The organism is Actinoplanes sp. NPDC048791 (genome assembly GCF_040650095.1).
In the GTDB taxonomy this organism is placed as follows: Bacteria; Actinomycetota; Actinomycetes; order Mycobacteriales; family Micromonosporaceae; genus Actinoplanes.
Genome location: NZ_JBEZGQ010000182.1, coordinates 1 through 11,430, shown reverse-complemented (window position 1 = coordinate 11,430; position 11,430 = coordinate 1). Strand labels below are relative to the sequence as shown.

16 protein-coding genes are annotated in these 11,430 nt (G+C 71.7%); 10 read left to right on the top strand and 6 right to left on the bottom strand.

The genetic code is table 11. From position 1 onward, the window contains the following. On the top strand, positions 1-400 hold a 400-nt coding region (locus tag AB0C29_RS16155), incomplete at its 5' end, for a class I SAM-dependent methyltransferase (protein WP_360820846.1). On the opposite strand, the gene AB0C29_RS16150 is transcribed toward AB0C29_RS16155, so the two are convergent. Continuing rightward, on the bottom strand, positions 387-1,253 hold the full coding sequence (locus tag AB0C29_RS16150) for a LysR family transcriptional regulator (RefSeq protein ID WP_360820844.1): 867 nt from the start codon (positions 1,251-1,253) through the stop codon (positions 387-389). The genes AB0C29_RS16155 and AB0C29_RS16150 overlap by 14 nt on opposite strands. Positions 1,254-1,332: 79 nt before the next feature. Between AB0C29_RS16150 and AB0C29_RS16145 the strand changes: the two genes are divergently transcribed. Next, positions 1,333-2,286, top strand: a complete 954-nt coding sequence (locus tag AB0C29_RS16145; RefSeq protein ID WP_360820842.1) for an aldo/keto reductase — start codon at positions 1,333-1,335, stop codon at positions 2,284-2,286. Here the strand turns inward: AB0C29_RS16145 and AB0C29_RS16140 are convergent, their stop codons facing one another. The 3 genes from AB0C29_RS16140 to AB0C29_RS16130 form a co-directional block, all read right to left on the bottom strand. Continuing rightward, positions 2,287-3,105 carry a M15 family metallopeptidase gene (locus AB0C29_RS16140; RefSeq protein ID WP_360820840.1) on the bottom strand — a complete coding sequence of 273 codons (819 nt, stop codon included), beginning with the start codon at positions 3,103-3,105 and terminating at the stop codon, positions 2,287-2,289. A 109-nt stretch (positions 3,106-3,214) separates the two neighbouring features. Then, positions 3,215-3,523: a DUF3618 domain-containing protein gene (locus AB0C29_RS16135; RefSeq protein ID WP_360820838.1), complete on the bottom strand. Its 309-nt coding sequence runs from the start codon at positions 3,521-3,523 to the stop codon at positions 3,215-3,217. Next, the gene (locus AB0C29_RS16130; protein WP_360820836.1) at positions 3,520-3,948 is read right to left on the bottom strand and encodes a phage holin family protein; all 429 of its coding nucleotides are present in this window, start codon (positions 3,946-3,948) and stop codon (positions 3,520-3,522) included. Before AB0C29_RS16130 ends, AB0C29_RS16135 begins: the two co-directional genes overlap by 4 nt. A 207-nt stretch (positions 3,949-4,155) precedes the next feature. On the opposite strand from AB0C29_RS16130, the gene msrA reads away from it, so the two are divergent. The 4 genes from msrA (at position 4,156) to AB0C29_RS16110 (ending at position 6,070) form a co-directional block, all read left to right on the top strand. Further along, a complete protein-coding gene (gene msrA / locus AB0C29_RS16125; RefSeq protein ID WP_360820834.1) occupies positions 4,156-4,659 on the top strand; it encodes a peptide-methionine (S)-S-oxide reductase MsrA in 504 nt (167 codons plus the stop codon). A gap of 96 nt (positions 4,660-4,755) precedes the next feature. Then, positions 4,756-5,109 carry a hypothetical protein gene (locus AB0C29_RS16120; RefSeq protein WP_360820832.1) on the top strand — a complete coding sequence of 118 codons (354 nt, stop codon included), beginning with the start codon at positions 4,756-4,758 and terminating at the stop codon, positions 5,107-5,109. 50 nt (positions 5,110-5,159) lie between these two features. Further along, entirely contained in the window at positions 5,160-5,369 is a 210-nt protein-coding gene (locus AB0C29_RS16115; RefSeq protein ID WP_360820830.1) for a hypothetical protein, read from the top strand. Between the two features lie 53 nt (positions 5,370-5,422). Further along, positions 5,423-6,070, top strand: coding sequence for a 4a-hydroxytetrahydrobiopterin dehydratase (locus AB0C29_RS16110; protein ID WP_360820828.1), 648 nt, complete (start codon positions 5,423-5,425; stop codon positions 6,068-6,070). A 19-nt stretch (positions 6,071-6,089) separates the two neighbouring features. Here AB0C29_RS16110 and AB0C29_RS16105 read toward each other — a convergent pair whose 3' ends face one another. Beyond that, a complete protein-coding gene (locus tag AB0C29_RS16105; protein WP_360820826.1) occupies positions 6,090-6,479 on the bottom strand; it encodes a MarR family transcriptional regulator in 390 nt (129 codons plus the stop codon). A 101-nt stretch (positions 6,480-6,580) separates the two neighbouring features. On the opposite strand from AB0C29_RS16105, the gene AB0C29_RS16100 reads away from it, so the two are divergent. The 3 genes from AB0C29_RS16100 to AB0C29_RS16090 all read left to right on the top strand — a co-directional run bounded on the left by AB0C29_RS16100 (position 6,581) and on the right by AB0C29_RS16090 (position 9,173). Further along, positions 6,581-8,005: an MFS transporter gene (locus tag AB0C29_RS16100; RefSeq protein ID WP_360820824.1), complete on the top strand. Its 1,425-nt coding sequence runs from the start codon at positions 6,581-6,583 to the stop codon at positions 8,003-8,005. Between the two features lie 146 nt (positions 8,006-8,151). Next, entirely contained in the window at positions 8,152-8,931 is a 780-nt protein-coding gene (locus AB0C29_RS16095) for a hypothetical protein (protein WP_360820822.1), read from the top strand. Between the two features lie 65 nt (positions 8,932-8,996). After that, positions 8,997-9,173 (top strand): DUF1059 domain-containing protein, encoded by a 177-nt coding sequence (locus tag AB0C29_RS16090; protein ID WP_360820820.1) that lies wholly within the window; start codon positions 8,997-8,999, stop codon positions 9,171-9,173. On the opposite strand, the gene AB0C29_RS16085 is transcribed toward AB0C29_RS16090, so the two are convergent. Next, a complete protein-coding gene (locus AB0C29_RS16085) occupies positions 9,160-10,260 on the bottom strand; it encodes an FxsB family cyclophane-forming radical SAM/SPASM peptide maturase (RefSeq protein WP_360820818.1) in 1,101 nt (366 codons plus the stop codon). The two genes, AB0C29_RS16090 and AB0C29_RS16085, sit on opposite strands and share 14 nt — an antisense overlap. Before the next feature lie 202 nt (positions 10,261-10,462). Between AB0C29_RS16085 and AB0C29_RS16080 the strand changes: the two genes are divergently transcribed. Then, a partial coding sequence (locus tag AB0C29_RS16080) for an alpha/beta fold hydrolase (protein ID WP_360820816.1) occupies positions 10,463-11,430 on the top strand: 968 nt, incomplete at its 3' end.

The following is an 11,430-nucleotide window of genomic DNA, read 5'->3' as shown; positions in this document are numbered from 1 at the left end:
CCGGCTCGCCGCGGCCGGTCACCGGGTGACCGGCGTGGATCTTGATCCGGAGCTGATCGCCGCCGCCCGCCAGGACTATCCGGGCACCGACTGGCAGGTCGGCGACCTGACCGAGCTGGAGCTGCCGGACCGCTTCGACGTGATCGTCTGCGCCGGCAACGTGATGACCTTCGTGGCCCCGGACACCCGTGGTGAGATCCTCCGGCGGATGCGCGCCCACCTGGGTGGGAACGGCCGGGTAGCGATCGGCTTCGGTGCCGACCGGGGCTATGAGTTCGACGACTTCCTCACCGACGCGGCCGCCGCCGGGCTGGCCGAGGACCTGCTGCTGGCCACCTGGGATCTGCGCCCGTTCGGGCCCGCCTCCGACTTCCTGGTCGCCCTGCTCAGGCCCGCCTGATCAGCTCCTGGCGGCAGGCCCGGGCCGCGGCGCTCAGCCGCCGGTCCCGGTGCTGGATCAGGCCGATGGCCGGGTGGGCCGGCGCGGGGTCCAGCCGTACGACGGTGACGGCCGGTCCCGGAGCCACCGTGGCCGAGCGGGCCAGCAGGGCCACCGCCAGCCCCGCCCCGACCAGCTCCCGGATGCTCGCAGCGCTGTGGGTCTCGAACTGCACCCGCGGCTCGAAGCCCGCCGCGGTGGCCGCCCGGTCCAGGATGGCCCGCAGTCCGCTGCCCGCCGGCAGGCACACGAACGGCTCGTCGCGCACCTCGGCCAGCTCGCGGACCGCCGCGTGGCCGGGCGGCAGGACCAGGACGACCTGCTCGTCCACCAGGTGCCGGGCCGTGAACCGCGCGGGCAGGTCGTCGTGGACCGGCCCGAGCACCAGATCGACCACGCCCGCGTCCAGCAGCGCCAGCAGTTCGGCGATCAGCCCGGTGCGCAGCGCCAGCGAGACACCCGGAAACCGGGTGTGGAAGCCGGCGAGCGCGGCGGGCAGGTCGTAGCCGCCGAGCACGGCCATCGAGCCGAGCGTCACCCGCCCGTGCAGCACGGCCGCGAGCTCCGCGAGATCCGTACGGGCGCCGTCCAGCTCGCCGAACACCCGCCGGCAGCGGGTCAGCAGCAACTCGCCGGCCTCGGTGAGCGCCACCCGGCGGGTGGTCCGGGCGAACAGGGCCGTGCCCAGCTCCGCCTCCAGCGCCCGGATCTGCGCGGACACCGCGGACTGGGCCACCCGCAACTGCTCGGCGGCCCGGGTGAAGCCACCGTGCCGGGCGACGGCCTCGAAGTAGGTCAACTGGCGCAGCTCCATCCACTCATCGTGCTGCGCGATGAATGGGAGCGCAAAGCCGTCTTGGACTTATGAAAGCCACCGCCGCAGGCTGAGGGACATGGAACGACATCTCGGTGACCTGTCCACGCCCGCGCTCGGCCTCGGCTGCATGGGCTTCTCCCAGGCGTACGGGCCGGCCGACGACGAGCAGTCCGTGGCCACCGTCCGGACCGCCCTCGACCTCGGGGTCACGCTGATCGACACCGCGATGAGCTACGGCCGCGGGCACAACGAGCGGCTCATCGGCCGGGCGATCGCCGGGCGGCGCGCCGAGGTCGTGCTGGCGACCAAGTTCGGCCTCGTCCGCGGCGAGGACGGCGTGCGGCTGGACGGCCGGCCCGACCATGTGCGCCGGTACTGCGACGCGTCACTGGAGCGGCTCGGCGTCGACACCATCGACCTGTACTACCTGCACCGCGTCGACCCGGCCGTACCGGTGGCCGAGACGGTCGGCGCGATGGCCGAGCTGGTCACCGCGGGCAAGGTGCGGCACCTCGGGCTGTCCGAGGCCGACCCGGGGCAGCTCGAGCAGGCGGTGGCGGTGCACCCGATCGCGGCGGTGCAGTTCGAGTGGTCGCTGTCGTGGCGTGAGCCCGAGCGGGACGTCGTCCCGGCGGCGCGGCGGCTCGGGGTGGGGCTGGTGCCGTACAGCCCGCTCGGACGGGGGCTGCTGACCGGGGTGCTGCCGGCCGCGTACGGCGACGGCGACTTCCGCCGGGACGATCCGCGCTTCGCCGGTGAGCACCTGACCGCCAACCTCGCGCTGGTGAAGGAGCTGGCCACGATCGCCGCCGCGTACGGGATCAGCCCCGCTCAGCTCGCCCTGGCCTGGCTGCTAGCCCAGGGGCCGGATGTCGTGCCGATCCCCGGCACCCGCAGTCCGGCCCGCCTGGCCGAGAACGCCGCCGCCGCGCGGGTGCAGCTCAACGACGCGGACCTGGCCGCGCTGGCCGCCCAGACCTGGCACGGTGACCGTCGTTCCTTCGCCGCGTACGGCACCTCGCGGACGTGATCAGCGGTTGTTCATGCTGAAGTGCATGTCGTCCTTGAGGCTGTTCCACCGTCCGCCCCAGTAGAAGCCCTGGTCGGTGAACGCCCGGACCGCACCGCTCGCGTGCATCATGCCGCGGCGGTAGACGTCGCGCCGCAGGAAGTCGGTGCCGGCGGCCGGGTCGACGTACGAGCCGCGGACCATCGGGTTCTGCACCGGGTTGACGTCGATGGCCTTGCCGTACGCGTGCTGCGACCAGGTCTTGCTCCCGCTGACGACCCGGCAGTTGTAGCCCGAGGTGACCGCGGCCATGTCGGAGATGTAGGGCGCGTTGAGGGCCATCGGGCTCATGCCCTGGATCCGGAAGCGCATCCGGTACAGGGTCCGGAACGCCCGCTGGGTACGGGTGGCGATGGTGCGGTGCACGATGATGCTGCCCTGGTGGGACACGCCGTAGAAGTCGATGTAGGTGACCCAGACCTTGCGCAGGTCGGCCGGGCGTACCGGGCACTTCTTGGCGGGGTCCCAGTTCACCGCGCCCGGGGTCACGACCTCGATCGAGGACCGCCAGCCGGAGAGCCGTCCGGCGGCCGGACGGGCCAGGTTGAGCACTCCGTCCGCGCTGGGCTGGTTCGGTTTGACGATGCCGTTCCAGGCGCGCAGGTCCCGCGGGCGCAGGCCGCGGGCCCGGGCGATGCTCTTGATCGTCTCGCCGGGGCGGACCACGTGAAAGGCGGGTGCTGCGTCGGCCGGGGTCACCGCGGCTGCCGGGGTGGCCGGGACGAGAGCCGGCGCGACGGTCAGGAAGAGGGCGCTGAGCACTGTGAGCAGACGTTTCACATGCCCTATTACGCCTCGGATCAGCTCCGGAAACCGGCGAAACCGGAAAACAGCTCGCTTAACGACGACAGCCCGCCCCGGATCGGGACGGGCTGCCGAGCGTCAGAGGTCAGCGGCGGCTGCGGCGGATCAGCACCAGCGCCACCGTGGCCGCAGAGGCGACGGCGGCCACGATCGCCACCGGCACGGGACGCCGTACCGTCGTCGCGGCCCGGTCGCGGACGGTGCCCGCCAGCGCGGTGGTCCGGACGGCGACATCGGAGGCCTTCGCGCGTACGCGGGCCTTCACATCGGTCTTCGCGGCCAGGGCCGCGGCGGTCTCGCCCAGGTCTTCCCGGGTACGCGCGATCTCGGCCTTGAGCTGCGCCGGATCCTGCGGGGCCGTGCCGTTCAGGCGGGTGGTGGTGTCGCTGCTCATCCGTGCCTCCCGTCCCGGACGGCGGCCTTGACCGCGTCCACGTCCCGCTTGCTGCTGTCGACCGCGGCGGTCGGCGCCGGCGGTACGGCCTGCTGGACCTGCTTCTTGCCCAGCAGTGCGGCCACGCCCGCGATGGCGAACACCACAACGGTGACGACGAGGGCCGCCAGCCAGGTGGGCCACACGACTGCCAGGGCTGCTCCGATGGTCACGAGCAGGGCGCCCACGCCGTACATGGCCAGCACGCCGGCCCCGCCCAGCAACCCGGCGCCGGTCCCGGCGCGCTTGCCCTTCTCCACCATCTCCACGCGGGCGAGCGCCAGCTCGTCCCGCACGAGGGTGGACACCTGCTCGGTCATCTGGCTCACGAGCTGTGCGGTCGACGCCTCCGCCGGCCACACAGTGCGCGACTGTGTATCGGTCATGATCATCTCCGTCCTGCTTCCGACGCCGACCCGTGCTGACCAGCGCGTCAGTCCCTTCACCTACCCAGGACCGGGACCGCTAAGCCCACCGGCGCGAACCGCACCTGATCGGGTCGCCGCTCGTCCGCGGCCGGGCTCGCCGGCGCGCTACCGTTCGTGGGGCAGGCAGCCGTCGTCCGGCGGCCGCCGAGAAAGAGGTGTATCGCGATGACCGCAGAGAAGGCCGTACTCGCCGGAGGCTGTTTCTGGGGAATGCAGGACCTGATCCGCAAGCGCCCGGGCATCGTCTCGACCCGGGTCGGCTACACCGGTGGCGACGTGCCCGACGCGACGTACCGCAACCACGGGACCCACGCCGAGGCGATCGAGATCGTCTACGACCCGGCCGTCACGTCGTACCGGGAGCTGCTGGAGTTCTTCTTCCAGATCCACGACCCGACCACGCTGAACCGCCAGGGTGGCGACATCGGCCTCAGCTACCGGTCGGCGATCTTCTACACCGACGATGAGCAGAAGCGCGTCGCGCTGGACACGATCGCGGACGTCGAGGCGTCCGGGCTGTGGCCGGGCAAGGTCGTCACCGAGGTGACCGCCGCCGGCCCGTTCTGGGAGGCCGAGCCGGAGCACCAGGACTACCTGGAGCGCATCCCGAACGGTTACACCTGCCACTTCCCGCGGCCGGGCTGGAAGCTGCCGCGCCGCGCCGGCTGATCCCCCGCACGCGCACCCTCGTGCCTACGGGCCGGAGCCCGGCCGGCGGATACTCTGCCTACCGGATTCCGGCCCGTACGTTCAGAGTGGAGTGTTGTGAAGCTGAGTCTCAACAAGCGTCAGGTCATCATCGGGGCAGTGGTGCTCGCGGTGGTCCTGGTGGGACTGGCGGTGGGCAGGTCGGCCCGCGAGGAGCAGGCCGGCGGCGTGCTCGACGCCCCGGCCGAGCAGGCGTGCACCGACTTCGCCGACGGCTACCCGGAGGCTCGTACGGCGGCGGCCCGGCTCGCCCTGGCCGACAAGGTCAGCAAGTCGGCCGCCGGCACCGACAACGACACGATCGCCGACCGGGTCCTGGCCGTGGGGGACAGCGCCAACGACAGCACCACGGCCTGGAAGGCGGACGCCGACGCGCTGACCAAGGCCTGTCGGGACGCCGGCTGGAGCTGACCCGTCGAGGAGACCGGATCAGTGCCGCCCCGGCGGGGTAGCCAGCCACCATGACTGACCAACCGTGGGGTGTCGACGGCACCGACGTACGGGGCAAGGACGGGCCGCTCGCGTACGACCCGGACGAGGAGCACGAGCCGCAGGCGGGGGAGCAGGGCGGCCAGCCCAACCTGTCACCCGACCCGGCCGTGGCGGGACGCCGCAGCAACTTCGGGCAGGGCTCGACCGACGACAGCCCCGGCACGCCGTCCGGCCTCTGACGCCGTACGGGCGTTGCGCTTGACTTCTCGGTCACATGCGCGAGCATCCCTGCATGACCAAGCTGACGGGACAGCAGATCGCCGACGAGGCCCCGGCCGGATGGGTCTACCTGCTCGGTGGGCTCCAGACCAGGATCCGTACCCGGGACTTCGCGGCCGGGCTGGCCATCGTCGACGCGATCGGCGCGGCCGCGGAGGCGATGGACCACCACCCGGACCTCGACCTCCGTTACACCCACGTCGACATCCGCCTGACCAGCCACGACGTCCGCGCAGTCACCGGTCGCGACCTCCGGCTGGCCCGCACGATCTCCACCATCGCCGCCGACGCCGGCACGGCCACCGAAGGCGCGACCGTCTCCCGGCTGGAGCTGGCCCTGGACAGCCCGGATTTCGCCGCGGTCCTGCCGTTCTGGGGCGCCGTGCTGGCGATGGAACCGGCCGGCGACGAGCTGCGCGACCCGTACGGCGCACTGCCGGTCATGTGGTTGCAGCAGTCCGGCAGCGAGGAGCCCCGGCAGCGCTGGCACCCGGACGTGTGGGTGGACCCGGCCCAGGTCAAGCCGCGGATCGACGCGGCGGTGGCGGCGGGCGGCACGCTGGTCAGCGACGCTGAGGCGCCGAGCTTCTGGGTGCTCGCGGATCCGCAGGGCAACAAGGTCTGCCTCTGCACCTGGCAGGACCGCGCGACGGCCGAGTGACCCGGCGGCGGGGTCTGCCTCAGCCGGCCGTGGTCGGGGCGCCGAGGTGCTCGGCGAGGATCGCCCGGTGGGTGGCACGGGCGTCCGTGTGCCGCTGCAGGCCCTCCTCCGTCACCGTGACGAAGACCCCTCGGCGGTCGTCCTCACACAGGCTGCGGCAGACCAGCCCGCCCTTCTCCAGCCGCGCGACCGTCCGGGACAGCGCGCTCTGGCTCAGATACATGTCCGCGGCGAGCTCCTGCATGCGTCGCTTCTCACAGGTGACCGTGATCAGCCGGTCGAGCGTCTCGAACTCGCCCATGGTCAGCCCGTGGGTCTCCTGCAGCGCCCGCTCCAGGTGCCCGGCGACCTCGTTGTAGCTGGTCAGCAGGGAGCGCCAGCGCTCAACCAGGGCCGGCTCGGACGTCATGTGGCGCATCCTAACTGCTGGGGTAGGTAGATGCACCCAAATTATATGCACGCGGATTTGATGCGTCGACATTTAATGCGCGTGCATGTAGCTTCTGGCCCGTGACTATCTCAGAAGCCGCCCTCCCGGCGGCAGCTCCGGCCACTCCGGTCGATCAGCGCTGGACCCCGCGTCTCTGGGGCGTCCTGGCGGTGCTCTGCGCCGTGCTCTTCCTCGACGGGCTCGACGTCTCGATGGTCGGCGTGGCGCTGCCGTCCATCGGCACCGAACTCGGCCTGTCGACCACGTCGCTGCAGTGGATCGTCAACGGCTACGTGCTCGGCTACGGCGGACTGCTGCTGCTCGGTGGGCGTACCGCCGATCTGCTCGGCCGTCGCAAGGTCTTCCTGATCGCCCTCGCCGTCTTCGCGGTGGCCTCGCTCGTCGGCGGCCTCGTCGACGACGGCACGCTGCTCATCGCCACCCGGTTCGTCAAGGGCCTGGCCGCGGCGTTCACCGCGCCGACCGCCCTGTCGATCCTGACCACCACGTTCCACGAGGGCCCGGCCCGCAACCGCGCGCTGTCGGTGTTCTCCGTCTTCGGTGCGAGCGGCTACTCGTCCGGCCTGATCCTGGGTGGGCTGCTCACCAGCTTCGGCTGGCGGTGGACGTTCCTGATCCCCGTACCGCTGGCGATCGGGGCCCTGGTCGCCGGCATGGCGCTGATCCCGCGCGACCGCCCGGCCGCGGGCGGCGGCCACGACCTGGTCGGCGCCGCGACCCTGACCTCCGGAATGCTGCTGGCCGTCTACACCGTCGTGTCCGCGCCGGACCGCGGCTGGACAGACCCGCTGACCCTGGGCTCACTGCTGCTGTCCGTGGCGCTGCTGGCCGGCTTCGTCGTCACCGAGAAGCGGGTCCGGCACCCGCTGATCCGGCTGGGCATCCTGCGCACCGGCACGGTCATCCGGGCCAACCTGAGCATGATCGCGCTGTTCGGCTCCTACCTGAGCTTCCAGTTCATGATGACGCTGTACCTGCAGAACGTCCTGCACTGGTCGCCGCTGCGGATGGCGCTCGCGCTGCTGCCGGCGGGCCTGCTGGTCGCGTTCGGGTCACCCTTCGTGGGCCGGCTGATCGACCGGTACGGCACCCCGCGCCTGCTGATCAGCTCGATGACCTCGCTGCTGCTGGGCTACGCGTGGTTCCTGCTGACGGCGGGCAACGCACCGCACTACGCCGTGACGGTCCTGCCGACGATGCTGCTGCTGGGCGGCGGTTTCGCGTTCGGCTTCAGCTCGATCATGGCCCAGGCGACGCAGGGCATCGCCGACTCCGAGCAGGGCCTGGCCTCCGGTCTCGTGCAGACCTCGGGGCAGGTGGGCGCGGCCCTGGTGCTGGCCGTGCTGACGGCGCTGCTCACGAACGGGGGAGCGGGCACCGACTTCAGCGGCTTCCACCCCGGCGTCAACCTGGTGACCGGCGTGGCGCTGGTCGGCCTGCTGCTCAACCTGGTCCCGCTGCTCAACCGGCGCCGGCCGGCGTGACCGGCCGGATGCGCGGTGCCGGTCCCGCCGGCGCCGCGCATCCGGGCCGCGGCCATGACCCACGGCACAGCACCTGTACGCATGACTTGCGTACGCTGGGGAACCCGGACCTGTTCGACCATGGTTGACCCCGGAGGAACCGCCACATGCAGCTCGTGCAGGATCCGGCGACGAAGGCTGACGCGCAGCAGTTCTGGCAGCTGCCCGGCCGTGAGCTGGACCGGCTGCTCGCCTCGACCCGTCACGCGGACCGGGTGGAGCTCAAGCTGGTCGTGCCCGCGAATGCACACGAGGCCACCTGCACGTCCCTGGGCGTCGACTTCTCGCGGGCGTCGGCCCGCAAGGTGTACTTCCTGGACACCGCCGACCTGAAACTGAAGCGGCACGGGGTGGTGGCCCGCATCCGCAGCGTCGAGGACCGCGCCGACGACTCGGTCGTGAAGCTGCGGCCGTGCGCCGCCGACGACCTGCCGGCCCGGTTGCGCCGGTCGAAGCGGTTCGGCGTCGAGGTCGACGCGATGCCCGGACAGTTCGTCTGCACCGGCGCGATCGCCCGGCGGCTCGGCAAGAACGACGTGCGCAAGGCGGTGCGCGGCGAGCGGCCGCTGCGCGCCCTGTTCTCGAAGGAGCAGCTGGCGCTGCTCCCCGGCCGGACCCGCATCGGCGATCTGTCGATCTTCGGGCCGGTCGACGTACGGCGGGAGAAGATCCTCCCCCAGGGCGCGGACTTCCGGCTGGCCGTCGAACGCTGGACCTACCCCGACGGCTCCAGCATCCTCGAGCTGTCCACCCGCTGCGCCGCCCGCGCCGCGGTCCCGGTGGCGGCCCAGCTTGCTTCGGTGCTGCGGGCGTACGAGATCGACCTGACCGGGGAACAGCAGACCAAGACCCACACGACGCTGTCGTACTTCCACTGCGCCGGATAGCGCTCAGTCGGTCGGCTCAGTGCTCCCGGCCGTTTCAGGCCGGAGGCACCGGGTAGCCCGGGTGCATGGCTGTTTCGATCCGATGCGCTGACTTCAACAACGACTGCCCCGCCCAGTTCACGACCCCCGAGGAGGGGGAGCTGCTGCAGCACGTGGAGCTGCACACGAAATCCGTGCACCAGCCGATGGACTGGACGCCGGAGCTGGCCGAGGTGGTCAAGACCCACGTCAAGCAGGTCTGAGCCGGCGGCGCAGGTCGACGGTCACGCGATCGCTGATGTGCCCGATCAGTTTGAGCATGTCAGCGCAGTAGACCGTCGGGTTGAGGAAACCCGTACCGGGCCGGTAGCGGTGGGCGTAGTGACCACCACCGCAGACGCGTCGGACCGGGCAGGCCTGACATGTCGCGCAGAGGGCGTCGACGCCGATCTGGCGGGCGACGATGCCGGGATGATCGAGGGCGGCGTCCAGCGGATCGTCGAAGACGGTGAGCCCGGTGTCGCAGGCGCCCGGATAGCTGGACTTGAGCGAGTCGACCTGTTCGATCGAGCCGTCCGACTCGACCACGGCGATCGCCACCGGGCTCAGCCCCACCTGCTCCGACCGGCTCGGGGCGCCCAGCACCAACGCGATCACGTCTTCGAAGAGGCGGATGCCTGTCTCCCGCCGCGGGGCGCCGTACCACCGGTCGAAGACTGAGATGAGCCAGTCGGCGACGTCCCGTTCCGGCGGTGCGGACCAGCTGGCGTGCGGGATCAGCAGGTCGATGTCGGTGGGGTGGTACGCGAGCAGCGCCTCGTAAGCCGCGACGGGCTCGGTCGAGGGATCGACGGTGCAGAGCAGCCCCGCGAAGACCTCCCGGTACGGCGGACTGCCGAGGAGACGAAGCGCCCGATCGACTTCCGCGAAGCTGCCCCGGCCGTCGGCGCGCCGTCGGTGGCGGTCATTGTCAGCCGCTGTCCCGTCCAGACTCACGCCGACCTGGATGTTCTCCCGTACGAAAAAGTCCAGCAGCCCGGTGTCCAGCAGCACCGCGTTGGTCTGGATCTGCACGTCCAACCGGCAGTCACCGTCGAAGGCGGCGCGGAAGTCGGCGACCAGGCGGGACAGCCGTTCCAGGCCGGCCAGCAGTGGCTCGCCACCGTGCAACACGAGTCGCATCACGGGCAGGCTGTGCGCGGCGGCATGCTCGGCCATCCGGGCCGCGGTCGCCCGCCAGGTGGCCGGTTCCATGATCAGCGGGCGGTCGCGCCAGCTCTGGTCGGCCATCGTGTAGACGTAGCAGTAGTCACAGGCCAGGTTGCACCGCTGATGGACCTTCAGAACCACGTCCCGGAACGGGACCGGCCGGTGACCGGCAGCGCGCAGGGCGGCAACGTCGAGAGTCTGATCGGGCCATCGCACGGGCGGGCTGACCGGGGCCGGCCTCAACGCGCGCAGAACACCCACAGGGCTCCCTCTCCGGACTGACGACGCCGTGCGGTCGCCAGGACGATGCTAGAAGCAAGCCGGTTTGATGTCACACTCGTGCGTGCTCAACGCTGCGCGGTCCCGCTTCGGTGTGCTGGTTGTGCCCCTGCTCGCCGTCCTGGTGGCGGTCACCGGGATCTGGCTGCTGGCCGGCCCGTCCGGTGAGGCGACCCGCAAGCACATGGTCGTCAGCGGCGTGCCGCTCGACGAAGTCCACCCACCCGCCGGTGCCCGCCGTCCCGGAGTGGTGGTCGCCCACGGCTTCGCCGGCTCGGCGCGGTTGATGGCCCAGTTCGGCGACTCCCTCGCCGCCCGGGGCTATGTGGTCGTGCTGCTCGACTTCTCCGGCCACGGTGCCAACCGCAGGCCGCTGCCGGACAGCGCCGCGAGCACCGATTCCTCCACCGCCGCCCTCCAGCGTGACCTCGACGTGGCAACAGCGCACCTGCGGCAGTTGCCCGACGTCGACCCGTCCGAGATCGCGCTGGTGGGCCACTCGATGGGCGCCTCGGCGGTGACCCGCTACGCGGTGGCGCACCCCGAGATCGCAGCCACGGTCGCGCTCTCGCTGCCGGATGCCTCCACTGTGCTGCCGGAGCCCCCGGCGCGGTTGCTGCTGCTGGTCGGCGCGCTGGAGTTCCCGGGCTTCCGGGCCGAGGCCGAACGCGCCGCTGGGCAGGTGGTGGTTGTGCCCGGCGTCGAGCACATCTCCATCCTCTACGCGCCGCGTACCCATCGGGAGACCGCCGCCTGGCTGGACGAGAGCTTCGGCCGTTCCGCGTACGGGTCTGCGATGCCGTCGCCGATCCGCGGCATCGCCGGGGCCGCGATGCTGTTGTCGGCCCTGCTGGCCGGGCTGTTTCCCCTCGCCCGGCTGGTGTTCGGCACCGCGCGGGGCCGATGGCCGCGGCTCGTGGTGACGCAGCTCGGCGTGGTCCTCGCGGTCGCTGGCGGCGCCACGGCGGTCGCCGCCCTGCTCGCGCGGCTGCTGCCGACCAAGCACCTGCCGGTGTCCATCGGCGGTTACCT

Excerpts from the sequence above, each read along its gene's own strand:
- AB0C29_RS16150 (WP_360820844.1), bottom strand. The coding sequence starts at position 1,253 with ATGGAGCTGCGCCAGTTGACCTACTTCGAGGCCGTCGCCCGGCACGGT.
- AB0C29_RS16145 (WP_360820842.1), top strand. The coding sequence starts at position 1,333 with ATGGAACGACATCTCGGTGACCTGTCCACGCCCGCGCTCGGCCTCGGC.
- AB0C29_RS16135 (WP_360820838.1), bottom strand. The coding sequence starts at position 3,523 with ATGAGCAGCGACACCACCACCCGCCTGAACGGCACGGCCCCGCAGGAT.
- AB0C29_RS16130 (WP_360820836.1), bottom strand. The coding sequence starts at position 3,948 with ATGACCGATACACAGTCGCGCACTGTGTGGCCGGCGGAGGCGTCGACC.
- msrA (WP_360820834.1), top strand. The coding sequence starts at position 4,156 with ATGACCGCAGAGAAGGCCGTACTCGCCGGAGGCTGTTTCTGGGGAATG.
- AB0C29_RS16115 (WP_360820830.1), top strand. The coding sequence starts at position 5,160 with ATGACTGACCAACCGTGGGGTGTCGACGGCACCGACGTACGGGGCAAG.
- AB0C29_RS16110 (WP_360820828.1), top strand. The coding sequence starts at position 5,423 with ATGACCAAGCTGACGGGACAGCAGATCGCCGACGAGGCCCCGGCCGGA.
- AB0C29_RS16105 (WP_360820826.1), bottom strand. The coding sequence starts at position 6,479 with ATGACGTCCGAGCCGGCCCTGGTTGAGCGCTGGCGCTCCCTGCTGACC.
- AB0C29_RS16095 (WP_360820822.1), top strand. The coding sequence starts at position 8,152 with ATGCAGCTCGTGCAGGATCCGGCGACGAAGGCTGACGCGCAGCAGTTC.
- AB0C29_RS16090 (WP_360820820.1), top strand. The coding sequence starts at position 8,997 with ATGGCTGTTTCGATCCGATGCGCTGACTTCAACAACGACTGCCCCGCC.